Source organism: Sphingopyxis sp. C-1, from assembly GCF_001047015.1.
Taxonomy (GTDB): domain Bacteria; phylum Pseudomonadota; class Alphaproteobacteria; order Sphingomonadales; family Sphingomonadaceae; genus Sphingopyxis.
Genome location: NZ_BBRO01000001.1, coordinates 1,404,107 through 1,429,282 on the forward strand (window position 1 = coordinate 1,404,107; position 25,176 = coordinate 1,429,282).

Annotated in this window: 20 protein-coding genes; 6 read left to right on the forward strand and 14 right to left on the reverse strand. The window is 63.4% G+C overall.

Features of this window, described 5'->3' with window-relative positions; genetic code table 11:
- Nucleotides 1-26: 26 nt before the first annotated feature.
- Both SC1_RS06435 and SC1_RS06440 read left to right on the forward strand, forming a co-directional pair.
- Nucleotides 27-761 carry a response regulator gene (locus tag SC1_RS06435; protein ID WP_062179106.1) on the forward strand — a complete coding sequence of 245 codons (735 nt, stop codon included), beginning with the start codon at nt 27-29 and terminating at the stop codon, nt 759-761.
- A complete protein-coding gene (locus SC1_RS06440; protein WP_062179109.1) occupies nt 758-2,104 on the forward strand; it encodes a HAMP domain-containing sensor histidine kinase in 1,347 nt (448 codons plus the stop codon). Before SC1_RS06435 ends, SC1_RS06440 begins: the two co-directional genes overlap by 4 nt.
- 167 nt (nt 2,105-2,271) lie before the next feature.
- On the opposite strand, the gene SC1_RS06445 is transcribed toward SC1_RS06440, so the two are convergent.
- From SC1_RS06445 to uvrA, 6 genes are all read right to left on the reverse strand, one after another.
- Entirely contained in the window at nt 2,272-3,072 is an 801-nt protein-coding gene (locus tag SC1_RS06445) for an acyl-CoA thioesterase II (protein ID WP_062179112.1), read from the reverse strand.
- 7 nt (nt 3,073-3,079) lie between these two features.
- Nucleotides 3,080-4,246 carry a trans-acting enoyl reductase family protein gene (locus tag SC1_RS06450; RefSeq protein ID WP_062179116.1) on the reverse strand — a complete coding sequence of 389 codons (1,167 nt, stop codon included), beginning with the start codon at nt 4,244-4,246 and terminating at the stop codon, nt 3,080-3,082.
- Nucleotides 4,247-4,318: 72 nt separating this feature from the next.
- Nucleotides 4,319-4,831 carry a DoxX family protein gene (locus tag SC1_RS06455; RefSeq protein WP_083435709.1) on the reverse strand — a complete coding sequence of 171 codons (513 nt, stop codon included), beginning with the start codon at nt 4,829-4,831 and terminating at the stop codon, nt 4,319-4,321.
- 75 nt (nt 4,832-4,906) lie between these two features.
- On the reverse strand, nt 4,907-6,628 hold the full coding sequence (locus SC1_RS06460; RefSeq protein ID WP_062179123.1) for a cellulase family glycosylhydrolase: 1,722 nt from the start codon (nt 6,626-6,628) through the stop codon (nt 4,907-4,909).
- Between the two features lie 205 nt (nt 6,629-6,833).
- Nucleotides 6,834-7,256, reverse strand: coding sequence for a nuclear transport factor 2 family protein (locus SC1_RS06465; RefSeq protein ID WP_152682313.1), 423 nt, complete (start codon nt 7,254-7,256; stop codon nt 6,834-6,836).
- A 49-nt stretch (nt 7,257-7,305) separates the two neighbouring features.
- Entirely contained in the window at nt 7,306-10,200 is a 2,895-nt protein-coding gene (gene uvrA, locus SC1_RS06470; RefSeq protein ID WP_062179128.1) for an excinuclease ABC subunit UvrA, read from the reverse strand.
- 218 nt (nt 10,201-10,418) lie between these two features.
- Here uvrA and SC1_RS06475 point away from each other — a divergent pair, with 218 nt between their 5' ends.
- Entirely contained in the window at nt 10,419-12,491 is a 2,073-nt protein-coding gene (locus SC1_RS06475; protein WP_062179131.1) for a M13 family metallopeptidase, read from the forward strand.
- Between the two features lie 16 nt (nt 12,492-12,507).
- Here SC1_RS06475 and SC1_RS06480 read toward each other — a convergent pair whose 3' ends face one another.
- A complete protein-coding gene (locus SC1_RS06480) occupies nt 12,508-14,040 on the reverse strand; it encodes a BCCT family transporter (RefSeq protein WP_062179136.1) in 1,533 nt (510 codons plus the stop codon).
- Nucleotides 14,041-14,173: 133 nt separating this feature from the next.
- Here SC1_RS06480 and SC1_RS06485 point away from each other — a divergent pair, with 133 nt between their 5' ends.
- Nucleotides 14,174-14,572 (forward strand): hypothetical protein, encoded by a 399-nt coding sequence (locus SC1_RS06485; protein WP_062179137.1) that lies wholly within the window; start codon nt 14,174-14,176, stop codon nt 14,570-14,572.
- A 4-nt stretch (nt 14,573-14,576) separates the two neighbouring features.
- Here the strand turns inward: SC1_RS06485 and SC1_RS06490 are convergent, their stop codons facing one another.
- On the reverse strand, nt 14,577-15,020 hold the full coding sequence (locus SC1_RS06490) for a hypothetical protein (protein WP_062179140.1): 444 nt from the start codon (nt 15,018-15,020) through the stop codon (nt 14,577-14,579).
- A 279-nt stretch (nt 15,021-15,299) separates the two neighbouring features.
- Here SC1_RS06490 and SC1_RS06495 point away from each other — a divergent pair, with 279 nt between their 5' ends.
- Complete coding sequence (locus tag SC1_RS06495; protein ID WP_062179143.1) at nt 15,300-15,647, forward strand: UrcA family protein; 348 nt, start codon at nt 15,300-15,302, stop codon at nt 15,645-15,647.
- A gap of 62 nt (nt 15,648-15,709) precedes the next feature.
- Here SC1_RS06495 and SC1_RS06500 read toward each other — a convergent pair whose 3' ends face one another.
- From SC1_RS06500 to SC1_RS06520, 5 genes are all read right to left on the reverse strand, one after another.
- On the reverse strand, nt 15,710-16,441 hold the full coding sequence (locus SC1_RS06500; RefSeq protein WP_062179146.1) for a LytTR family DNA-binding domain-containing protein: 732 nt from the start codon (nt 16,439-16,441) through the stop codon (nt 15,710-15,712).
- Nucleotides 16,442-16,444: 3 nt separating this feature from the next.
- The gene (locus SC1_RS06505; protein WP_238586594.1) at nt 16,445-17,611 is read right to left on the reverse strand and encodes a sensor histidine kinase; all 1,167 of its coding nucleotides are present in this window, start codon (nt 17,609-17,611) and stop codon (nt 16,445-16,447) included.
- A gap of 101 nt (nt 17,612-17,712) precedes the next feature.
- Complete coding sequence (locus SC1_RS06510; protein WP_238586595.1) at nt 17,713-19,173, reverse strand: MATE family efflux transporter; 1,461 nt, start codon at nt 19,171-19,173, stop codon at nt 17,713-17,715.
- Nucleotides 19,170-19,655: a hypothetical protein gene (locus SC1_RS06515; protein ID WP_193749118.1), complete on the reverse strand. Its 486-nt coding sequence runs from the start codon at nt 19,653-19,655 to the stop codon at nt 19,170-19,172. Before SC1_RS06515 ends, SC1_RS06510 begins: the two co-directional genes overlap by 4 nt.
- Nucleotides 19,655-22,408, reverse strand: a complete 2,754-nt coding sequence (locus SC1_RS06520) for a valine--tRNA ligase (RefSeq protein WP_062179154.1) — start codon at nt 22,406-22,408, stop codon at nt 19,655-19,657. The genes SC1_RS06515 and SC1_RS06520 overlap by 1 nt, the downstream gene beginning before the upstream one ends.
- 86 nt (nt 22,409-22,494) lie before the next feature.
- Between SC1_RS06520 and SC1_RS06525 the strand changes: the two genes are divergently transcribed.
- Nucleotides 22,495-22,845, forward strand: coding sequence for a cupin domain-containing protein (locus SC1_RS06525; protein ID WP_202966786.1), 351 nt, complete (start codon nt 22,495-22,497; stop codon nt 22,843-22,845).
- Between the two features lie 122 nt (nt 22,846-22,967).
- Here SC1_RS06525 and SC1_RS06530 read toward each other — a convergent pair whose 3' ends face one another.
- Entirely contained in the window at nt 22,968-25,034 is a 2,067-nt protein-coding gene (locus SC1_RS06530; RefSeq protein ID WP_062179157.1) for a S9 family peptidase, read from the reverse strand.
- Nucleotides 25,035-25,176 lie beyond the last annotated feature (142 nt).

Here is a 25,176-nt window from a genome sequence, read left to right on the forward strand (position 1 = left end):
ACTGGCATCTTTTTAACGGAAACCCGATGACCGACAGCGACACGCCCCGCATCCTGCTGATCGACGACGAGCCTTCGATCCGCGAACCGCTGGGCGAATATCTGACCGCGCAGGGCTTTGCCGTGACCGACGCGGCGAGCGCCGCCGAGGCGCGCTCGGTACTGCGTGCGCAAGGCATCGATCTGGTCGTCAGCGATATCATGATGCCGGGCGAAGACGGCCTGTCGCTGACGCGCCATTTGCGCGAGACGAGCAGCATTCCCGTCATCCTGCTCACGGCGCGCGCCGAGGATACCGAGCGTATTATCGGGCTGGAGATCGGCGCCGACGACTATGTCGTCAAACCCTTCAACCCGCGCGAACTTGTCGCCCGCATCCGCACCGTGCTGCGCCGCACGCAGCAGGGTGGCCGTGCGCTCGATCCTGGCGGTACCTATTATGCCTTTGGCGACTGGGTGCTGCGCGAAGTCGAGCGCGTGCTGGTCGACGGCGAAGGCAATGAGGTTGCGCTGTCGTCGGGCGAATATCATCTGCTTCACGCGCTGGTGCGCCATCCGCGACAGGTGATGAGCCGCGACCGGCTGCTCGACATGGTGCGCGGGCGCGAGGCCGATATCTTCGACCGCGCGATCGACAATCTCGTCAGCCGCCTGCGCAAAAAGATCGAGGTCGACCCTGCGCATCCCCAGCTCGTCAAGACAGTGTGGGGCGGGGGCTATACGCTCGCGTGCGAAGTGAAGCGCATGGGGCCCACGACATGAAATTGCGCCTGTGGCCCAAAAGCCTGATCGGCCAGCTTGTCTTTGCCGTCGCGGTGATGCTGTTCGTCGCGCAGGCGATCAATTTCGTCCTGTTGTCGCGCGGGATGAAGCAACAGGCGCTGGCGCATGGCGGTGGCATGGCGGTCGCGCGCGTGATCGACGCGATCGAGCGTGACAGACGCGGCGATTTCAGGCGCCCGCAGAATGATGCGGAAGCGCGCGAGCGCGCACAAAAACTCGTAATTTCGGATACAGCTCCGCCGGTGCCTGTCGGTGCGGTCCGGCTGCCCGACCTTGCAAAATATGTCAGCGGGCTTTTGGACGAGACGAATATTCAGGTTGAATCGGTGGACGCTTGGGCGCTTCCGCCGCGCGAACGCCAGCGGCTTCGGCGACCCGAATTTCCCGATCGTGCCGTCATTGTCGTCGCAAAGGTCGATGGCCGCTATTTCGCCGTCCGCTCGCGTATTGCTGCGGGCGGGAACCGGTTGCAGGGCTTCCTCGTCTGGCAGACGTTATCGCTTTATCTGCTGCTGCTCGTCCCGATCATGTTTATCGCCTGGCGGGCCGCCCGCCCGCTGCGCGACCTGACGCGCGCGGCGCGGGCCAACCCGGCGCTGCGCGATGCCGAGCCCCTCGAAGAAGAGGGGCCATCGGACGTCCGCGACCTGATCGGCGCGTTTAACGCCTATCGCGGCCGGATCACGACGATGCTGTCGGACAAGGACAGGATGCTCGGTGCCGTCGGCCACGATTTGCGCACGCCGCTTGCCAGTTTGCGCGTGCGTGTTGAACAGGTCGACGACGATGCGCTGCGCGACAAGATGATCGCGAGCATCGAGGAAATGACCGCTATGCTGAGCGACATATTGGCGCTCGCGCGATCGGGTGCGGGCACCGAAGCGCAGGAACGCATACCCTTGCGTGAACTCGTCGGCGAACTGGTGGCCGATTACCAGGAACGCGGCAAGGATGTCGCGATGGACGACATCGCCGACGCCAATGTTCTGGCGCGGCCGATGCTGCTCAAGCGCGCGCTGCGCAACCTGACCGACAATGCCGTTGCCTATGGCATCCGCGCGCGGCTTTCGGTGCGCAACCAGACCGGCCGCGCGCAGATCGTCATCTCCGACGACGGCCCCGGCCTCACCGAGGAACAGATCCGGACATTGGTCGAACCTTTCGCGCGCGGCGAACAGTCACGCAACCGCGCGACCGGCGGCGCCGGGCTCGGCCTTTCGATCGCGCGCGATATCGCGGAAGGCGAGGGCGGCGGACTGACGCTCCGCAACCGGGTGGGCCGCGGTCTCGACGCGATCATCGACCTGCCGGTTCAAGCGTAGATCCGCTGCGGGTTGGGGAAGCGGATGTTCCGTCACTCCACTTCCGTCATCCCGGACTTGATCCGGAATCCCGCTTTTTGAAGACATCGGCTGACTTGGACATCAAGCGGGACCCCGGATCAAGTCCGGGGTGACGAAGAAGTATAAAGGCAAGCTTTCGCCCAATATCAGGCGTAAATCGCGATCGCCTGGCTACCGCTCAGCACTGGCTCGCCGGCGCGGTTCCACAGCATCATGTCCTGTACCGACAGGCCGTGGCGCGCATAGCCGGTCTTCGCCGAAAGCAGCCACCAGCCGTCGTCGGTTGCCGGCGTGCCGGTGAGCATATTGACCGTCCAGTTCATCGAGCTGATCGGCCCGAACTGGCTGAATAGAGCCATTGCGGCGGGGGGCAGCGCGTCACCCATCGCCAGCAGCGCGACCGCGGGGTGGCACGCCGGTTCCTCGACGAAGCGGACCCACGTCAGATATTCGCCAACGTCACTTTTCCAACCGAAACGCGGGCCAGTGGTCGGCCGCATGTCGAAATGGCGCGTGAAGGGCGGTCGCGCATGATGCTCGGGCACCGGTGCCAGTGTTTCGGGATCGGGGGCATCTGGAATCGCCAACCGGTCGTGGTCGAGATGGCTGTTACGGTCGCCCGAAAAGGCGAAGACCGCGGCGGTACCGAAACCCTGATCGCTCGACACGCCGGCGTCGATGAACAGGCTCGATTTCGACTGGCGCAGCACGCGCGTTTCGATGGTGCAATCGCCGCCGACGGGACCCACGAAGCTGATCTGCGCATAGCGCAGCGGGGTCTCGGTCGGGTGAAGCGCCATCGTCCCCGCAAGCGCCACCGCCGAACTGATGCCGCCATAGGCGGTGCGGCCCTGCATCCAGCCTTCGTCGATATGTGCCTTGGCCACGCCCTCTTCGGTGCGCAGCGTGGAGAGCAGCGCGTCGAGCGCGCTGGGAGAGGTCGTCATCTTATTTTTAGTCCTCGATCTGGAACGTCAATCCGGCGTTCGCGGTCAGCCGCTCGATCAGCGCGTCGCCCAGCAGCGCGCCGGGCGTCCAGACGCCGCCTTTGCCCTTGTTCGCGAGCAGGGCGATGCCCGTTTCGGCCAGCATCTTCGACGTCGAACCATAGCCGGGGTCGCGGTCGCCCTGAACCGACGCGCGGACTGTGGTGCCGTCGGGATATTCGCCGATGAAGAGGATGTCGTAAAAGCCGTTCTCGCGCTCTTCCTTGCTTGGCCCTTCGCCGGGCTTGATGCTCGGGTCGAACGGGTTTGCCTTCGCCATCGCTTCGGCCATCGCTTTCCCCGCGTCGCCGATCGTCGTCATCACCATCTCGTCATACACCAAATCCTCGCCCCACGGATGGCCGAGCAGGAAGTTGGTGCGGTGGACATTCTTGGTATTGATGGGTGCCATCACGAACGGCGCGGTCCAGGTGCCCGTTGCGCCGTCATATTCGGGGATCAGACCCGTGGGCTGCGAAGGCCCCTCAAAGCCCGGCGTCAGCGCAAAGGAGGACTTGAGCAGCAGCGCAAGCGAAGGTTTCTTCGCGATAGCCTTCAGCGTTTCGGTCAGGCTCGCGATCGTGCCGCCCGACGCGCCGCCCGCCATCTTGCGCACGCGACCCTTGACGCGCGGCGCGGGCTTGCCGTGGCGCTTCACCGCCTCTGCCTGCAGGAAGGCGACGCCGAGGTCGAAGGGGATCGAGTCGAAACCGCAGCTAAACGTAATGCGCGCGCCCGATGCCTTGGCCGCTCCTTCGTGCGCGTCGATCATGTCGCGCATCCAGCCGGGTTCGCCGCAAAGATCGGCATAGGCGGTGCCGGCGCGGACGCAGGCGGCGACAAGTTCATTGCCGTAAAGCTGGTACGGGCCCACGGTCGTCAGCACGACCTTCGTGCTTTCGGCCATCTTGTCGAGGCTCGCCGGATCGCTCGCGTCGGCGACGATCAGCGGCGTTTCTTCGCTGGCGCCGATCAGGTCGCGCACTTCGGCAAGCTTGTCGAGGCTGCGCCCCGCCATCGCCCATTTCGGCGCATCCTTGCGGTCCTTATAATGGTGCGCGAGATATTCGGCGACGAGGCGGCCGGTGAAGCCGGTTGCGCCGTAGACGACAATGTCGAGATCACGGGACGCCATGGCAAACCCTCCCTTTACGTAAACGTTAAGTGAAGGCTAGCGCAGCGCGGGCACGATGCCAAGTGCGAACGTCTAGCGGCGCCAGAAGGGCCGCTTTTCGACGACTACCGGCGCTCCCACCGCTTCGGCGCGCCCTTCGGCGCGCGCCGCTCGAAGTTCCGCCTCGGCCGCATGACGCTGCGCGGCACTTTCGGCAACTTCCGCGCGCCGCTTCGCCCGCAGCGCATCATAGCTCCAGCGCGTGTGGCCATAGCCGAAGAGGCAAAGCAAACCGCCGGCGATCGCCAGATTCTTCATCGCGGCCATCGCCTGCACAGGATCGGTGAATTCGCGGTGGAAAAAGATGATCGTGGCCAGCACAAAGCCGGCGAGCAGGGTCGACCAGAGCCGAACTGCAATTCCAAGCGCGATGCAAATGCCCGCGACGAGTTCGAACAGGCCCGTCGGGACAGCGAGCCCGCCAGGCAGGCCGGCGGCGGAAATCATCGCGCTGGTATCCGACACATGGATCAGCTTGTTGATCCCCGACACGATGAAAATCAGAGCGATGAAGAGTCGTCCGATAAAAACGGCAAGCATGGACATGGATCGCATCCTCCAAAACGGGCCCCGTCCGCTTGTGCAGACAGGACGCGCGGAGAGGGGATCGGGTTCCGCCGGTCAGCGCGGCGTGAAGATCAGCTCGGCGACCTCGCAGTCGCTGCAATCGATCGCGCGGAGCGTCGCTGCGCCTGGGCCAGCGGGCAGGTCGACGTCGGCAAGCTTCACGATCTGCCACACGGTTCCCGCGGGGACGGCGACGCCGCTCTCGTCGATGCCGATGCGCCCGCCCTTCGCCGAGCGAATGCGCGCGGTGACGGTCCAGCGGCCAGCCTTTGCGACATTGGCGCTGTAACGCATAAACTCGCCGGTGACGAAATCGCTGACATAGGGCGTTCCGTTCGCCTCGCGCGCTATGTCGACGCCATCATTGCGATAGGTCGTGCCATTATTCCACGGTGTCCGCTCGCCGCCGGTCGCGACATGATAATTGGCGTCGACGATGTCGTGATAGGCGACCCCTGGGGGGCCGAGATCATAGTCGGCGGCGGCAATGGTCAGCGGTTTGCTATCCAACGTGCGGGCGACGAAGGGGCGGTAGCTCGCGTCACGCGGCTGGCGAAACATTGCGTCGATGACGTCGGGTTTCGGGATGTTCCGATCGAAGCGCGTGTTTTCGGCGAGCTGCATCATCGCGGCATATGCCTCGTCGGGCGCGGGCTTTGCACCCTTGCCCGTCATCCAAGCCACAATCTTCATCCAGCCGTCGCCGGCGACGATCTCTAGCGGTTGGTTGAAGCCGATTTTCTTGAGCGGCCAGAAATTCCAACCGATCCCGCCGCCCTCGACCAGCGCAATCGCGTCGCGATACCAGCCGTTGCTGTTCTCGCCCGACTCGCCGAGCCAGATCGGACGGTCATAGCTGGTGCGCAGCGCCGTGATTTCGGCGATGCTCGCCTCGTCATTGCGGTTCCAATATTTGTGGAAGCTCAGAACCAGGTTCGTATCCCACGCGACTGGCAGCCCCTTGTAATTATTGCCCCAGCAATTGCCCTCGATGATCACGATATGCCGCTTGTCGACGGTGCGGATCGCCGCAGTGATGCGCTTCTGCAAGTCCCAGACCGCCTTGTTTTCGGTATCATCGCAGCCATTGCCCTTGCCGGGGGTCGCGAAGCTCCAGTTGGGCTCGTTGATGAGGTCGTAGGCGCCGATCCAGGGCTCGTCCTTGTAGCGCGCCGCAAGCTTGGTCCAGAGCGCTATCGTCTTGCGCTGGTTCTCCGCGCTTTGCCAAAGCGACGGCTTCTCCGGATCGCGGTCGGAGATCGCAAGATCATTGCCCTGACCGCCGGGCGCGGCGTGAAGGTCGAGGATCAGATAGATGCGGTTCGCCTTGCTCCATGCGAGCAGGCGGTCGATGCGCTGGAAACCTTCTTCATGCCACGTGTCCCGACCGGCCTTCGGTTCCTTGTCGGCGGGGAGGGTCAGCTGGTCGAAATGGATCGGCAGGCGCACCGAATTATATCCCCATTTCGCCATCGCGGCGATGTCGGCCTCGGTCGTGTGATTGTCGAGCCAGGCCCGATAGAAGGCCGCAGTGCGCGCCTCACCAACCAGTTCGACCAGCTTGGCGCGGATCTTGTGCTGCTGCCCGACCTCGCCGAGCTTCAACATATAGCCTTCCTGCAGCATCCAGCCGCCGAGGCCCATGCCGCGCAGGATCACGGGCTTGCCCGATCCGTCGACGATCTCTGTGCCATCGACCTTCAGAAAGCCCTCGGCACGCGCAACGGTGGGCGACAGCAACGCTGCAAGGGTCAATGCGAATGCACGGAGTTTCATGGCCTCACCCCATATCTCAACTATGGGAACGTTATCATTCCTTCCGTCGTGCGCAACGATTCTTCTCTATCATCATCTCTCCCGCGCCTCGCGAAATCCCACGTTGACCCGCGCAACGCCGTGATCACCTGGGGTTTCTATTCCAAGGCTCTACTCGCTCTGGCCAAGACCGACGCATCATATGCGCCTGCCGGATCTGGCTGAGTCACCGGACCGCAGTGGTCTTGGCGACGACGCGCCACCCGGCTTCGGTGCGATAGAGCAGGAGCTGGTCAAGGTAACGGTCACCGCCGAAATGCAGTTCATAGGTGATCGCGCTCATCGAGGGCGTCGCATCGTAGCGACCGAGAACGCGCCCGGTTGCGGACGGATCGGGCCGCGCCGCCCAGCTCGCGAGTACCTCGGCGAAGCGCTTGCAATCGACCGGCGATGCGTTGCCTTCGGCCAGCGTGCAGAATTGCCCGTCGGGCAGGAACAGCTCCTGCAATCGCTCGACCCGACCGGTTCGCAATCCATCTACATAAGCTTCGAGCGCCCTTTCGGGCGAGGGCGGAACTGCAGCGGTTGCGGGAGTCGCCAACAGCGCGGCGATGCAGGGAAGGGCATAGCGTACAAGATCGAGGGGCATCGCATGAAACTCCCGCTGCAAACCATGCGCGCTTTTAGCTCTTCCCCACCTATTTCTCCAGCAGCGGCGCCAGATACTGCCCGGTAAAGCTGCGCTTTTCCTTCACCACCTGCTCGGGCGTTCCAGCAGCGACGATTTCGCCACCCTTGACCCCGCCTTCGGGGCCGAGGTCGAGGATATAGTCGGCAGTCTTGATGACATCGAGATTATGCTCGATCACCACGACGCTATTGCCCTGATCGACGAGCGCCTGCAGCACCTCGAGCAGCTTGCGGACATCCTCGAAATGCAGGCCCGTGGTCGGTTCGTCGAGGATGTAGAGCGTCTGTCCGGTTGAGCGGCGCGACAATTCCTTCGCCAGCTTCACCCGCTGCGCTTCGCCGCCCGACAGCGTCGTCGCCTGTTGCCCGACCTTGATATAGCCGAGGCCCACGCGGACGAGCATCGCCATCTTTTCGCGGATCGAGGGCACCGCCTTGAAGAATTCGGCGGCATCTTCGACCGTCATGTCTAGCACGTCGGCGATGCTGTGACCCTTGAACTTCACTTCCAGCGTTTCGCGGTTGTAGCGTTTGCCGTGGCACGTCTCGCACGTCACATAAACATCGGGCAGGAAGTGCATCTCGATCTTGATCAGCCCGTCGCCGGTGCAGGTCTCGCAGCGCCCGCCCTTGACGTTGAAGCTGAAGCGCCCGGGCTTGTAACCGCGCGCCTGGCTTTCGGGCAGTCCCGCGAACCAGTCGCGGATGATCGTGAAGGCGCCCGTGTATGTCGCGGGGTTCGAGCGGGGAGTGCGGCCGATCGGCGACTGGTCGATGTCGATCACCTTGTCGCAATGTTCCAGCCCCTTCAGGCTGTCATGCGGCCCCGCGACCATGCGCGCACCGTTGAGGACGCGCGCCGCGCTGGCGTAAAGCGTGTCGATGATCAGGCTCGACTTGCCGCTGCCCGACAGGCCGGTGACGCAGGTGAAGGTGCCGAGCGGGATCTTGGCGGTGACATTCTGAAGATTGTTCGCGCGCGCCCCCTTGAGCACGAGGTCGAAGCCGTTGCCCTTGCGGCGATGCTTCGGCACTTCGATTTTCTTCGCGCCCGTGAGGTAAGCCGCGGTCAGGCTCTTCGTGTTCGCGAGCACCTCTTCGAGCGTCCCCTCGGCGACAATTTCGCCGCCGTGAAGTCCCGCGCCTGGGCCCATGTCGACGACATAATCGGCATGGCGGATCGCGTCCTCATCATGCTCGACCACGATGACGGTGTTGCCGAGGTCGCGGAGGCGCTTCAGCGTCGCGAGCAGCCGGTCGTTGTCGCGCTGATGGAGGCCGATGCTTGGTTCGTCGAGCACGTAGAGCACGCCCGACAGTCCGCTGCCGATTTGTGAGGCGAGGCGGATGCGCTGACTTTCGCCGCCTGACAGCGTGCCCGATGTGCGGTTGAGATTGAGATAGTCGAGCCCGACATTGTTGAGGAAACCAAGCCGCTCGTTGATCTCTTTAAGGATCGCCTTGGCGATCTGCCGCTGCGTGTCGTTCAGCTTTTCGTCGAGCGTGCTGAACCAGCCGAGCGCGTCGGCGACCGAGCGTTGCGCCGACATACTGATATTCTCGCCCGCGATCTTCACGGCGAGCGGTTCGGGGCGGAGGCGCGCGCCATTGCATGTCTCGCACGGATGCGGCGCCTGATATTTGCTCAGCTCCTCGCGCATCCACGCGCTTTCGGTCTGGAGCAGGCGGCGGTTCAGGTTTCCGATAACGCCCTCGAACGCCTTGTGCGTCGTATAAGTGCGCTTGCCGTCCTTAAAGGTCAGCTCGACGGGTTTGCCCCCGCTGCCATAGAGGATGATGAGCTGCACTTCGCCCGGCAGATCCTGCCACGGCGTCGTGAGGTCGAAACCATAAGCTTTGCCCAGGCTTTCGAGCACCTGCATATAATAGGGCGAGGGCGGGTTCGATTTCGCCCACGGTACGATTGCGCCCTTTTTCAGCGACAGCGCATGGTTCGGGACGACGAGGTCGGGATCGAATTCCTGACGCTCGCCAAGGCCGTCGCATGCGGGGCAGGCGCCTTGCGGCGCGTTGAAGCTGAACAGCCGTGGCTCGATCTCTGCGATCGTAAAGCCCGAGACTGGGCAGGCAAATTTCTCGGAGAAGATCAGCCGGTTCGCCGGGATGCCTGCGCCCTTCATAGCGCCGCCGGTATCCTCTTCCTCGCGCCCCGGGACCGGGCCGTCGGCAAGGTCGACATAGGCGAGCCCTTCCGCGAGCTTCAGTGCAGTCTCGAAGCTGTCGGCGAGCCGCGTGCCAAGACCCTCGCGCACGGCGACCCGGTCGACGACGACTTCAATGTCATGCTTGTACTTCTTGTCGAGCGCCGGCGCCTCGCCGATCTCGTAAAACTCGCCATCGATCCGAACGCGCGTGAAGCCGTCCTTCTGCCACTGCGCGAGTTCCTTCTTATACTCGCCCTTGCGGCCGCGCACGACGGGCGCGAGCAAATAGGCGCGCGTCCCCTCGGGCAATTCCATCACGCGATCGACCATCTGGCTGACCGTTTGTGCCGAAATCGGCTCGCCCGTCGCGGGCGAATAGGGAATGCCGACGCGCGCCCACAAGAGGCGCATATAGTCGTATATCTCGGTGACCGTCGCGACGGTCGAACGCGGGTTCCGGCTCGTCGTCTTCTGCTCGATGCTGATGGCCGGCGACAAGCCGTCGATATGTTCGACGTCGGGCTTTTGCATCATTTCAAGAAACTGGCGGGCGTAAGCCGACAGGCTCTCGACGTAGCGCCGTTGACCCTCGGCATAGATGGTGTCGAACGCGAGCGACGATTTTCCGCTGCCCGACAGGCCGGTGATGACGACCAGCGCATCGCGCGGCAGGTCGACGTCGACGCCCTTGAGATTATGCTCGCGCGCGCCGCGCACTTTAATGTGGGTGAGACTCATGGGAGAGGTATGTTCCAGATTTGTTCTAGGGGCGCAAGTGCGGTTTTGCGCGGTTGATCCATAAATAGGGTGCGCCGCGCCGCGCTGCAATGCGGGACGCGGCCAGTACTCTTTCCACCAACATGCCAAAGAGTTCGACCAAACGTCATGCACTCGCTTGACCCATTTGCTCTGCGGGCGTCTCTGACGTTCAGAGATGGGGAGCAAGGAGACGTAGAATGAAGAAGATGTTATTGGGGGGCGCCACGCTGGCGATTGCGGCCGGCCTGGCAACCCCAACGGTCGCGCATGATGCGAAGCGTCCCGTATCGCTGGTCGCTATGGCCGACGAAGGGGCAGGCGCCGGCGAAGGCTCGCTCAAGGCGCTGACCTTTGGCAAATGGGGCGTCGACCTGGACGCGCGCGATCCGTCGGTGAAGCCCGGCGACGATTTTGATCGCTACGCCAACGGCGGCTGGTTCGCGCGTACCGAAATCCCGTCCGACCAGGCTTCCGCCGGTGTCGATTATGACGTGTACAACCTGACCCAGCGCCAACTGCGCGCCGTCGTGTCGGGCGCGCCCGCGACAAGCCAGGTCGGCGGGCTGTACCAGAGCTTCCTCGACGAGGCGCGAGTTGATGCGCTCGGCGCCAAGCCATTGTTGGCCGATATCGCTGCAGTTGCCGCGATCAAGGACAAGAGCGAAATGGCGCGCTTCATGGGCGGCACTCAGGGGACATTCGGCGCGACGATCGTCGGCGGCGGTCCCTATGCCGACACCGCTGATCCTACCGTCAACGTGCTCTGGCTGGGGCAGGGTGGCCTGGGACTTCCCGAGCGGGACTATTATCTGAACGATAGCTTCAAGGCGCAGCGTGATGCGTACCGCGCCTATATCGCGCGGACGATGAAGATGGCGGGCAATGCTGACGCCGAAAAGGCCGCCGACAACATCATGGCGTTCGAGACCGAGATTGCCAAGGTGAGCTGGGCAATCGCCGATCGCCGCGACATCGGCAAGATCAACAACCCCATGTCGTCGGACGAGCTTGCCGCATATGCGCCAGGGCTCGACTGGAAGGCCTGGTTCGAAGGATCCGGCATCGCGCCGCAAAAGCGCATCATCGTCAACGAAAACACCGCGATCCGGGACATTGCCGCGCTCTATGCCAAGACGCCGCTCGACACGATCAAGCTGTGGCAGCAATTCCACGTCGCCGACAATGCCGCGCCTTATCTGTCGAAGGCCTTCGTCGACAGCCGGTTTGAATATACCAAGGCACTGAGCGGGGTCGGCGAACTGCGTCCGCGCTGGAAGCGCGGCCTGACGCTTGTCGACGGCAGCCTTGGAGAACTGGTCGGCGAAACCTATTCCAAGCAATATTTCCCCGCGAGCGCCAAGGCGAAGATGGAGGTGCTGGTCACCAACCTGAAGCTCGCGATGGGCGACCGCATCCGGAACAATAGCTGGATGGCACCTGCGACGAAGGAAGCGGCGCTGGCGAAGCTCGCGAAGATGGACGTGATGGTCGGTTATCCCGACAAATGGCGCGACTATTCAGAGCTGAAGATCGATCCCGCCGATCTTTACGGCAATGTGAAGCGCAGCGCGGCATTCGAATATGCCTATGCACTGTCGGACCTGAACAAACCCGTGGACCGCAAGAAATGGTCGATGAACCCCCAGGAAGTGAACGCCTATAACGGCGGCCTCGAGAATAAGATCGTGTTCCCGGCCGGCATCCTGCAGGCGCCCTATTTCAGCGAAAGCGTCGACGATGCGGTCAATTATGGCGCGATCGGCGCAGTGATCGGTCATGAGATCACCCACGGCTTTGACGATCAGGGGCGCAAGATCGACGCCGAGGGCGCGGTGCGCGATTGGTGGACGCCGGAGGACGCAGCGCGATTTGATGCGCAGGCCAAGGCGTTCGGCGCGCAATATGCGACCTATGAAGCCGCCCCGGGCTCGTTCATCAATCCGGACCTGACGATGGGCGAGAATATCGCCGACCTGGCGGGGCTGGAGGTCTCCTATGACGCCTATCGTCGTTCGCTCGGGGGCAAGCCCGCGCCCGTGATTGACGGCCTGACCGGCGACCAGCGCTTTTTCCTAGCCTTTGCGCAGGCATGGCGGACGAAGCAGCGGGAGGATGCGATCAAGCAACAGGTCGCGAGCGATCCGCACAGCCCCGCACGCTGGCGCATTATCGGGCCGTTGCGCAACGTCGATGCGTGGTACAAGGCATTCAGCGTCGCCGCGGGCGCCAAATATTATCTGAAGCCCGAGGAACGCACACGGATCTGGTAGTCCTGAGACCCCTTTCTCAGGACTGGGCGGGGGCGGCTTCGCGCCGTCCCCGTACCGCCATCACCGCCAGCGACATCGCGGCACCGATAATGACGAACAGCGCGGGAAAGCCGCCGAGAACCGACATCATGCGGATGCCGTCGATGCCTCCGCCGGCAACCAGCACGATTGCGACGAGCCCGACCGTGATGCCCCACACTGCCTGAACCCAAAGCGGCGCTTCGGGCGCGTCGGGCGTAATGCCGCGTGTCGACAGCGCGCTCATCGCCGACACATTGGCGTCGGCGCCGGCGACATAGGACAGAAAGATCGCGAACAGCACGATCCCGGCAACCACCGGACCGCCGCCGAGCGCGCTGAACAGCCGGAACAGCACCGGGTCGGGGCCTTGCGCGGTCAGGATGGCGTATAGGCTGGCGCCGCTTTGTTGGTCGAACGCGATCGTCGCTCCGGCGATGGCGGTCATCCACACTGCGCCGAACAGCGACGGCAGGATCAGATTATAGAGGATGAAGGCGCGCACGCTGTATCCGACCGCAAGGCGGCCGAGGAACAGTGCGGTCACTGGCGCCCAAGCAAACCAGTTCGCCCAGTTGAAGATCGTCCATTGCCGGTGCCAGCCGGTATCGACATCGAGGCCGAGGTTACGCGGGACGAAGGTCTGGAAGTAGTCGAAAGTGCCGCGTAGCGAGAGGTCGAACATATCGGCCGTGGGACCTGCGAGCAGGACGAAGGCAATAATTAGGAAGAAAATCCAAGTATTTAGCACCGAAAGGCCGGCGATGCCCTTTTGCAGTCCGGTCGCGGCGGAGAGCAGGAAGCTGCCGACGATCGCCGCTGCGATACCCCAGCGGAGGGCCGTTCCGCCGTCAAAGCCGCCGATCCCCTCGATCCCGCCCGCAATCGCGAGCAGTCCGGCGCCCAGTGATGCCGCCATCCCGGCGACCAGCGCATAGAGGCAGATGATGTCGATCCCCGTTCCGACCGGGCCGTGGGCGCGTTGGCCGAGCAGGGGAACGAAAAGCGATGACAGGCTGAACGGATCGCGGCGGTTGTAATAGACGAGCGCGAAGGCAAGCCCAGCGACCGTGTAGATTGCGTAGGGCGTCAGCGTCCAATGGAGGAACATCGTCGACATGGCGAAGGTCGCGGCGGCGTCGCTGCCGGGCTGTAGCCCGAGCATCGCAGGCGGATCGTTGAGATGGAACAGCGGCTCGGCCGCGCCCCAGAAGAGGATGCCGGTAGCGATCGTCGTGCAAAGCGTGACGGCGAACCAGCGCCAGCGCGTCAATATGGGTTTCGCGCCCGGCCCGCCGATGACCCGTCCGCCCAGCGGGGACAGCGCGATGCCGGCGAGGAGCGCCAGAAAGCAGATCCCCGCCCAGGCGAAAAGCGGCGAAAAATTCAGCAATATCCAATCGTTGATCGCCGTTTCGGCCGAAACCACGGCTGCACCTTGCCACAGGCTGAGGATGACGGCGGCGAGAAGCACCGCGAGCGGCGTGAAAAATACCGGGCGATTGAGGGGATGCTTCGGTGACGCTGGCAAATGATCGGCCGATCGGACATGAAGGGAATGTCCAGCATGGCGATTGCCCGTGACGAGGTCAATTCGCCAGCGGGAACGCGCCACAGGCCAAAGCGTTTGAGCGGCAGACCTATCGATTGAAGGAGATGCGTCAATGACCATGAAGATTTGGGCGGCCACCGCCGCGTTCGCGTTGCTCGCCTCCGGTCAGGCCGCAGCTTTCCAGGCGACGCCCGACGCGGCGGCACCGGAAAAACCCGCCAAGGATGGCACCACCCCGGAAGAACGCGCGAACACTGCCCGGCTCAATGCCGAACAGGCGTCGCGTGCCAAGTCGGACAATACGACCTATCAACAGGAAGTGTCGGCGGCGCAGCAGCAGGTCGCGCACGACCAGCAGGTCTTCAGCGAGGAAACGGCGGTCTATGAGGCCGAGAAGGCGCGTGTCGCCGCCATGTCGGCCGAAGAACGGATGAAGTGGGAAGCCGACGTCGCGGCGTGCAAGGCCGGCGACACCACCCGTTGCGCCGCGCCGGCAACGCCGCCGCGCTGACGCCTCAATCCTTCGCCGCCGTCTGGACCAAGCTGTCGGCGGGCGAGGGGGGAGGAGCCAGGGTGCCCGGAGCGGGATGCTGGTCCACGACCACCTCATGCGGTGCGTCGGGAAAGCGTCCGCCAAAGCGATAGCCGTCGTCCGGATACGCACTTGCCGGCGGATCGACGTCCACAGCTCCTAGTTCACGAAACTCGTCGCTCATCCTGCGATCGCGATTTGCGCGCAGCTTTACTGCGACACCATAGCTGTCCGCGCAGTCAAGGCACGGCGCAGCGCCATCAGCCTGAGGCATCAATGCATCCGGATTGGCGCTGAGGTGCGAATAAGATGCTGGCTCGTGGCTGTCGATGCCCGCCCGCGATCCCGCTGCCATCTCGCCCAGCGCCATGCCGCCGGCGAGGCCGGCAAGCACCAGTATCGACCAGCGGAACAATCGAACCTGCATAAGGCTGCTTATAGCGCAATATAGTTTCGTTGTTATCCGGAAATATCACCCTGATCGTACATCCGGCGCAAACCCATCGTTATGATGTTGTCCCCCGGTCGGCCGTTCGTCGACGGATTAACGTCCTTCGTCTGCAAATCGAGCGGTGGTTCGCCCCGATCGATCCAAACGCGATTCTCGTGACGTCTAGGGAGTATCACCCCTTTGCGGGATATCGGGCAACGGTCTCCCCGGTCCGCCAACCGGTATTCCGCATCCTTTTGACGAGAGGACTCCCCCATGGCGAAATTTTCTTTCATCCTGCTCGCGACGCCGTTGGTCGCGGCCGGGCTCATCGCACCTTCCGCGGCATCGCCTTCGGACAAGGATCAGCAGAGTGTCACCGTTCGTTACGATGATCTCAACCTGTCCAGCGAAAAGGGCCGCGACCGGCTGACGGGTCGCGTCAAAATGGCGATCCGTCAGGTCTGCAGTTCGAACAGCCGCAGAACGCTGGCCGAGCGCGCCGATGTACGCAGTTGCGAAGTCGCCGCCAGCCGCGGAGCCGACACCCAGCTTGCTGAGCTGTTCAGCGGGCAAAAAGCACTTTTGGCTGATCGCGGCGCTCTTGTCGTCGCCGCGCCCTGAAGGGCCCGCCAGTTTGCGACCCTGAAAGGCGGTCATGCCCCGGTGGCATGGCCGCCCTTTTTTCAGGCGTGCATGATCGCCTTTACATCGTGGAGATAGGTGCGGCCGATGCGATGCACGCCGCCTTCGCCGAGATCGACGCTCCATGCGCCATCGCCATGATGCTTCAATCCGATGATTCCTTCTCGGCGGATCATTTTTGATCGATGAATGCGCATGAATTGGTCGGGGTTCATGCGGGCTTCCAATGATTTGATCGTCTGGTGGATCAGCCAGCTTCGCCCGCCGACGTGGAGGCGCATATAATCGCGCTCCGCCTCGATCAGGTCGACCTGGCCCGCGTCGATGCGCAGCATCTCGCCCCGGTTCTGAACCCAGAACTCGTTGATCCATTTGCTTTTTTGCGCTGGTGACCGTTCGGTCGCGCGCCATTCGCGCACGCGCGACAGCGCGCGCGCCAGGCGATCGGGGGACACCGGCTTGAGCAGATAGTCGACCGCCGCGACATCGAAGGCGGCAACGGCATAACGATCAAAGGCGGTGACGAAGACGACAGCGGGCGGATTGTTCAATCCTTCGATTGCGGCGGCAACCTCCAGCCCGTTGAGATCGGGCATCGCGATATCGCAGAGCACCAGATCGGGCGCGAGTGCGTCGACCATGCGAAGCGCCGAGGCACCGTCACTGGCGGTCCCGACGAGCGAAATGCCGTCCTGTTGGCCGGTAAGGATTTGCAGCCGTTCGATAGCAAGCGGCTCGTCATCGACGATCAGGGTCCGGAGCGTTTGGATCATGAGTCAGCAGGCCTCCCGTGCCAATGGCAGCCAGAGCGATACGACAAATCCGCCGTTATCCGAAGGCCCCCATTCGCATCCGGCGGTGGGACCATAGCGCGTAAGCAGGCGTTCGCGAACATTGCCGAGGCCAAGGCCGGTACCTGAAGCGGGGGTTGGCGCCTTTGGGTCGATGTCATTTTCGACGCGCACAATCAGCAGGCCATATTCGGCGCTGGCTTGCAGGCGGATCGCGATCTTCCCCTTGCTGGGTGCCACGCCATATTTGATCGCATTTTCGATGATCGGTTGCAGGATCAGGACGGGAACGCAGGCGTTTTCCAGTTCCTTCGGCATTGCGACCTCGACCTGCAGGCGGTCAGGGAAGCGCGTCTGCTCGATATCGAGATAGAGCCGCTGGAGCGCGATTTCCTCGTCGAGGCTGACCAGTTGTTCGGGATCCACGGCAAGGCTTGATCGCAGGAAGGAAGCCAGATTCATGATCATCGTCTCCGCCTCGCTTTTCGATCCTTTGAGAACGAGCGTCGACAGCGAATTGAGCGTGTTGAACAGGAAATGCGGATTGACCTGATAATGGAGCGCGCGCAGCTGCGCAGTTTGCGCCTCGATCCGGAAATGGTTTGCGCGCCGTTCGACCGCGCGCATTTCGTTGGCATAGCCGAACGCGACATAGAGCGCCGCCCAAACGGCAAAGAAGAAATACCAGCGGATCGAGCTGTCGAGGATCAGCATCATTTCCCATGCGCCCGGGTACTTGCCCTGCATCTCCTCGATCAGCTTGGCGCTGTCAGCCACGGGAAACCAGTAATAGAAGACGAGCAGATTGATCGTCGCATAGATGATGACGAGCGGAACGGCCGCCCCCATGGCCGCGGCAAGGCGGGCACCGAAGCTTTGCGGCTGGGCCCGCTGGAGTAGCTGGTAAAGGACGAAGGTACACAGAATGCCCGCGATCACCACGACGGCGCGCCGCCCTGCCGACGTCCACTGCTCGGGCGCGCCTGTCAGCATCGCGAGGACAGTGGTGATCAGGAAATAGATCACCCACATCGCAATGATCGAACCGATCGCGACGCGCGGGTTGACGCGAGCGTCCGAGGCGCGCCAGTCGGGGTCCGTCGCCAGCATTTTCGCGCGCTGGTCACGCAGCGCGTCCTTGCGGTTTGTCATGTTCATTGACGATGCTTTAGCGGCAAATACCGGTCGATGGCTAGCGGGCGCCGGGACGCCAGTCGAAGCTGCGCGCGTCTTGGTCGAAAGCGGAACGCGCCTCAGGAGCTTGGTTGGGGCAACGTCCGGCGCCAGTTTCCGCGCCGATAGATCGCCCATGCCATCGCCAGCGACGCGAGCGACGAGAGCGGGAAGCTCCACCAGAGAATGTCGCTGCCGACGGGCGCGTAGCCGAAATAATATATGCCGAGGCGGATCGGGAACATCGACAGAAACAGGATGACGAGCGGCGGCACGACCGAGCCGTTGGCGCGCAGCGTGCTGATAAGGACGATGGTCGTGCCAAAGGGCAGGAAAGTCCAGGTCGCGATAAGCTGAATATTGCGTGCGACGTCGATCGCCGGGCTTTCGCTGCCGAGGAAGAGCGCGAGCGCGGTGCGGTCGAAGATCAGGAGGAGGATGATCAATACCCCGGTCATCGCCAGGTTGATCGCGATGCCGCTGTTCGTCACCGACGATACGCGGTCCCAGCGCCCGGCGCCGATATTTTGCGCCGCCATCGAACTGACCGCCGCGCCGACCGCGAGCGCCGGCATCTGGATATAGTTCCAGAGTTGCAATGTCGCGCCATAGGCGGCGGCGGTAACGAGTCCCTCGCGATTGACGAGACCGACCATGACGAGCCCGGCGCCCGAAATGACGAGCATCTGCGCGCCCATCGGCAGGCCGCGACCGATGATGAAGCGAAGCTCCGACCATTTGGGAATGAGATAGGAGAGTTCGTGCCCGCGCAGGCGGAGGACATGGTTCTTCGCGTAGAACCAGCCGATCATACCCGCTAGGCTGATCGTCCCCGCGACGGCGGTCGCGAGCGCGCTGCCCGCAATCCCGAGCCGCGGGAAGGGGCCGAGGCCGAGGATCAACACGGGGTTGAACAGAATGTCGAGCACCACCGCGAGGATCATGAACCGCAGCGGCGTCACGGCATCGCCCGCGCCGCGCGATGCCATCATCAGCGTGACCGAGAGCATCGACGCGGGTACTGCGAGGAAGGTGACGCGCAGATAGTCGTGCGCCATCGCAAAGGCCTCGGGCGGGGTTTCGAGCCAGCGCAGGATGCGGTCGGATGCGAACCAGCCAAGGATCGCGATGACGACCGAAAAGATCAGGGCAAGACCGATCACGCCGCCGGTTGCACGGCGCGCGGCATCGATATCGCCGCGGCCCATCGATTGGCCGATCAGCACCGTCGCCGCCATGCCGAAACCGAAAAAGGCGCCGAACATCAGGAACATGATGATGTTCGCGTTCGCGGTCGCCGCGAGCGCGCTATTGCCTAGAAATTGTCCGACCCAGATCGAGTTCACCGATCCCGACAGCGTCTGGAGAATGTTGGAGGCGAGCGTGGGCAGCGCGAAGAGGATCAGCGTCTTGGTGATCGGCCCGCTGGTCAGGTCCATCCGTCCGCCGCCGCGCGCGGTCTGGCGCGGCGGGACCGGGCTGGCAGCGGGGTCCGCGGCGGCTGCGACAGGGGTGGGAGTGATGGGGATTTCTTCGGTCACGCAGGGCCGCCTTCGAGATCGCCGACACAATCGGAGTCGGGATCGTCCTTTGCCATCTGTTCGAGTTCGCGCGTCTGTGCGCTGATGCCGGGGAAAAGCGCATCGGGCTGCGCGTGATGGGATGCGATCAGATCGAGTGCCCAGCGATAGTGGCGCGCGCCGGCGATGCAGCTGTTGCTGCCGCCGTCGCCTTCGCCCCAGATGACGGTCCATGCTGCGGCGCCGTCGCGGGTCAGGATGATCTTGAAGCCGCCGATGATGCCATTGTCGCCTTCGGCGTAAGCGATCGCGCGGCTGCCATCGTTCCAGACGCGCAGATGGCGAAAGGTGAAGCGCATGTCGGGATGCGTGCGCAGCGCCGTCAGGATCGCGGTGCGTTCGGCGCTACCGACCGACGGTGTGTGCGGGGTCACCTGTCCGGCAGCAAGCGGGGCGGTCAGAAACAACCCCACTGTCACTGCCAGAAGCTGCAACCCGCGCATCACCCCAGTCGCGCCAGTGCGGCGGTCAGGCGATCGGCCTCGGCCTCCTTGGCGGCGTGATCGGCGCGGGCCTTCTCGACCGCTTCCGGTTTGGCGCGTTCGACGAACGACGGGTTGTTCAGGCGTCCGGCAAGGCCGTCGCGTTCTTTGGCGGCGGCGGCGAGCGCCTTGGTCAGGCGGTCGCGTTCGGCGGCGATGTCGATCACGCCTTCAAGGGGAACGGTAATCGTCTCGCCCTCGACGACGAGCTGGGCTGACGCGCCGCCGGGTGCGGGGTCGAAACTTACGCTCTCAAGACGCGCAAGGCGGTCGAGTTGTGCGGCCAGCTTTTCTGAGCGGCTCTTGAGCGACGCCGGGAAATGCGCGGTCAGGCGGGCACCTGGGGGCAGGCCGAGTTCGGCTTTGGCGGTGCGAAGTTCGCTGACGAGCTTGATCAGCCAGTCGATATCGGCGCTGGCATCGGCGTCGCGCGCTGCGGCAGGCGCAGGCCATTTTGCCGTGATCAGCGGATAATCTGCGCGGTCGCCGAGCCCCGTCCACAGCTCTTCGGTGATGAAGGGCATGAAGGGGTGGAGCATGACAAGGATCTGGTCGAGCACCCAACCGGCAACGGCCTTTGTCTCGTCGTCGATCGCGCCCTTGATCAGTTCGAGATACCAGTCGCAGAAGCGATCCCACGCAAAGCTGTAGATCGCATTTGCGGCCTCGTCGAAGCGATAGGCAGCGAACGCCGTTTCCATCGCGGCGACGGTCGCGGCGACTTCGCCGATGATCCAGCGGTTGACCGGCGAGGTCGCGGAGGGCGCGTCGAAGCTGGTCGACGCCGAAATGCCATTGGCTTCGCAGAAGCGCGCCGCATTCCAGAGCTTGGTCGCGAAATTGCGATAGCCCGCGAGGCGTGCGTCATCCATCTTGATGTCGCGCCCCTGGCTTTCCATCGCCGACATGAAGAAGCGCAGCGCGTCCGCGCCATATTGGTCGATCAACCCGAGCGGATCTACGACATTGCCCTTCGACTTCGACATTTTCGCGCCATCTGGCGCGCGGACGAGGCCGTGCAGGTAAAGCGTCTTCCACGGCACGTCGCCCATGAATTCCATGCCCTGCATCGCCATGCGCGCATCCCAGAAGAAGAGGATGTCGAAGCCGGAGATGAGCACGTCATTGGGGTAGTGGCGCTTCAAAAGGTCGGTGTTTTCGGGCCAGCCGAGCGTAGCGAAAGGCCATAGCGCGGAAGAGAACCAGGTGTCGAGCACGTCCTCGTCGCGCGTAAGCGCAACGCCTGCACCCGCTTCGGCTTGTGCTTCCTCTTCGGTTTCGGCGACGAAGATGCGGCCATCTTCGGCATACCAGGCCGGAATCCGGTGGCCCCACCAGAGCTGGCGCGAGACGCACCAGGGCTGGATATTCTCCATCCAGTTGAAGAAGGTCTTTTCCCACGTCTTGGGCACGATGTTGATGCGCCCGTCGCGCACCGCGGCCATCGGCGGCTGCGCCAGCGTGGCGGCGTCGACATACCATTGGTCGGTGAGCATCGGTTCGATGACCACGCCGCCGCGGTCGCCGAACGGCTGCATGATCAGCTTGTCCTCGACCTTGACCATCAAGCCCTCGGCATCGATGTCCGCCACGACGCGCTTACGCGCTTCATAGCGATCGAGACCGCGATATTCCTCGGGCACAAGGTTGAGTGCATCGATTTCGGCCGGGGTCGCGCTCGCGCCCTTGGCGATCTCGACCGCGCGCGCGGCAGCTTCGGCATAGGGCACACCATCGACGCGCATCGCCGCGACCTCGTCCATCAGCCGGTACATCGGAATGCCATTGCGCTGCGCGACGCCATAGTCGTTTTCGTCATGCGCGCCGGTGATCTTGACCGCGCCCGATCCGAAATGGGGATCGGGATATTCGTCGGTGATGATCGGGATCAGGCGCCGATGTTCCTTCGGGCCGACGGGGATCTCGCAATATTTGCCGACGATGGGCCGATAGCGCTCGTCATCGGGATGCACCGCGACCGCTCCGTCGCCCAGCATCGTTTCGGGGCGCGTCGTCGCGATCGAAATATAGTCGCGCTCTTCCTGAAGCACGACATTGCCGTCGGCGTCGCGCTCGACATAGGTGTAGGTCTCGCCGCCCGCGAGCGGATATTTGAAGTGCCACATATGGCCCGGTACTTCGTGCGATTCGACTTCGAGGTCAGAGATCGCGGTCTTGAGCGCGGGATCCCAGTTCACGAGCCTTTTGTCGCGGTAGATCAGGCCCTTTTTGTGCAGGTCGACGAACACCTTGACCACTGCCTTGGTGAAATGCGGGTCCATGGTGAACTGCTCGCGGCTCCAGTCCATCGAACAGCCGAGACGGCGGAGCTGGCGCGTGATCTGACCGCCGCTTTCGCCCTTCCATTCCCAAACCTTGTCGACGAATTCCTCGCGCGTGAAATCGGTGCGTTTCTGCTGACGTTCGTTGAGCTGGCGCTCGACGACCATCTGCGTCGCGATGCCGGCATGGTCCATGCCGACGACCCACAAGGCATCCTTGCCGCGCAGACGTTCGTAGCGGACGAGGACGTCCTGCAACGTATTGTCGAGCGCATGGCCGATGTGCAGCGCGCCGGTGACATTCGGCGGCGGATTGACGATCGTGAAGGGTGTCGCGTCGGGACGCGCGGGGCGAAACAGCCCGCGGCTTTCCCATTCATGGGCCCATTTCGCTTCGATAGCGGCGGGATCGAACGTTTTTTCCATCGGCATAGCCGGGCGCCTTTGCCAGCCGGGGTGCGGGCTGGCAAGCCGGATCGGCAGAGTTTAGGATGGCGCCGACTTGCAGGAGCAGGGCCATGGACTATGCGATGCGCAGCGGTGTCATCCGCTTGGCCGACTATGCGGCAAAAGTACCGACGCCTGAGGGCGAACGATCGGTGCTTGCGCTCAAACGCGGGACGCTGGACGTCCGCCTGTCGGTTCCCGTTCCGCCGAACCGCCAGACGCCGCATGAACAGGACGAGCTTTACGTGGTAATTCGCGGTGATGGCGTGCTGATCCATGGCAGCGAGCGCACGCCGTTCGCTGCGGGCGACCTGCTGTTCGTCGCGGCCGGGGTCGAGCATCATTACGCCGATTTCAGCGACGATCTGGCGCTGTGGCGCATATTCTATGGAAAGGTGGGCGGCGAAGCGGCAACGGGCTGATCGTTCGAACAACGCTATCTCTTCGTCATGCCGGACTTGATCCGGCACCCCGCGTTCAACATCGAAATAAAGAAGTGGGACCCCGGATCAAGTCCGGGGTGACGAGAAGAGAGAAGTCACCGTTATTTCTTGAGGTGACTACCGAGCCAATTGAACACCGTCTGGTGCCACTGGACGCTGTTCGCACCCTTCAGCACCCAATGGTTCTCATCGGGAAAGACGAGCAGTTCCGACGGGATGTTGCGGCGCTGGAGCGCGGTAAAGGCGGCGAGGCCCTGGCTGTAGGGAATCCGGAAATCTTTTTCGCTGGTGATCACCAGCATCGGGGTCTTCCACTTGGTGACATGATTCACCGGATTCCACTTTTCGGGGTCGGTGCGCTCCCACCAGGGTCCGCCATGATCCCATTCGTCGAACCACAATTCCTCGGTCTCGAACGCCATGGCGCGCAGGTCGAAGACGCCGTCGTGCTGGACAAGGCATTTGAAGCCGTCGGTCCACTGGCCCGCGATCCAGTTCATCATGTAGCCGCCATAGGAAGCACCGAGCGCGCAGGCGTTGCTGAGGTCGAGCTGCGCATCCTGCTTGCCCGCCGCGGCGAGGCCGAGCTTCAGATCCGCGAGCGGCTTGCCGCCCCAATCCTTGTTGATGCTGTCCGTGAAGGCCTGTCCGTAACCCGTCGATCCGTGGAAATCGACGGTGACGACGCCGTAACCCTGCTGCGCGAAGACGCGCGGGTTCCAGCGCGTCGACCAGCTGTTGCCAAAGCTGCCCTGCGGCCCGCCATGGACGATGAAGGCGACGGGCAGCTTTTGCACGGGGCTGACGGGCTTCACGATCATGCCCCACACCTTGTCGCCGTTTGCGCCCGCAAATTGGACACGGTCGAGTTCGACCGGATCGAATTGGGCGAGCGTCGCCGCGTTGACATTGGTGAGCTGGCTGACCTTGCCTTTCGCATCGCGAACGAACAGGTCGGTCGGTAGCAGCGCGCTGTTGCGCGAATAGAGCAGTGCGCCGCCGGGAAGCGGCGCGACGTCGCCGATGTTGCCCTCAAAGGCTTCGGTCGTCGCCTTCAGCTTCTCCACCTTGCCCGTTGCCACATCGACGCGGAACACCGGATGTTCGAGCGTGTCCTGCGCGGTGACATAAAGCGATTTGCCGTCGGGAGCCCAGGCGATCGAGGCGACCGAGCGGTCCCACGCGTCGGTGAGCTTCTTCGTTTCGCCGCTTTCGAGGTTGCGGAGCATCAGCACCTGCCGGTCGGCCTCATAGCCGGGGCGCGCCATCGCGGCATAGGCAAGCCATTTGCCGTCGGGCGAGGGGGTGGGAAGGGTGTCGGTCGCCTGATTGTCTTCAGTCAGGTTGGCCGGCATCATCCGGCTGTCGACGAGCCAGCTATAAATATCGAGGTTGGTCGAGGTGGGCTCGTTACGGTCGGCCTTGCGCAGCGTGAAGAAAATGGTGCGGCTGTCGGCGCCCCACGCCAGTTCCTCGCCGCCGCCGAAGGGTTTCGACGGGCTGTCGCCGGTCAGGCCTGCGTCGACCGGGCGCGCGGCGCTCGCCTTGCCGTCCGCAAGGTTGAAGATGAAGGGGCGGCTATAGGTGCCGGGCGTCTCCCACTGGTCCCAATGGCGAACGAAGCCCGCGCCGTCCTTATAGAGCCGGCCGCTGCCGGGACCGGTCAGCGCGCCCTTGTCCTTCGCATCGCAGCCGAAATCGGTGCATTCCCTGGGGATGTCGCCCCAGGCGAGCAGCTTCGTCGCGTCGGGCGAAATCTTGAAGCCCGAAACATCGGCCTTCGTATCGGTGACCTGCGTCGCGGCGCCGCCAGCCTTTGGATCGATGCGCCACACCTGATCCTTGCCCGACGCATTCGAGAGGAAATAGAGGATGCCGTCCTTGTCGAAAGTCGGCGAGGTTTCGTTCTTGCCCGCCGTATCGGCGATCGGCGTCGGCTTTGCGCCCTTTGCATTGCGGTCCACCAGCCAGAGGCCTGTCGAGCGCTTGTAGGTCTCGCTCTCGGTCTCGGTCATCTGGAAAACGACCCAGCGGCCGTCGGGGGATGCGGTTGGTGCAGCGACACGTTTCAGCGTCGCAAGGTCAACCTCGGTCATCGGACGGGCCATGGCGGGAGAGGAAAGGGCGGCGGAGAGCGCGATCGCGCTGGTGAGGAGCATGTTACGCATGGACGCGGTTTAGCGATACGACGCTGGCGTTCAAGGACGAACCGCGCCGCACGGACGCCCGGCAATATTCTGGCTTGCGGACGCGCAAATAAACCTCTCTGGCCGCCCGGTTCGAAAGATTGCATCGCGCCGCTCGCGAAGC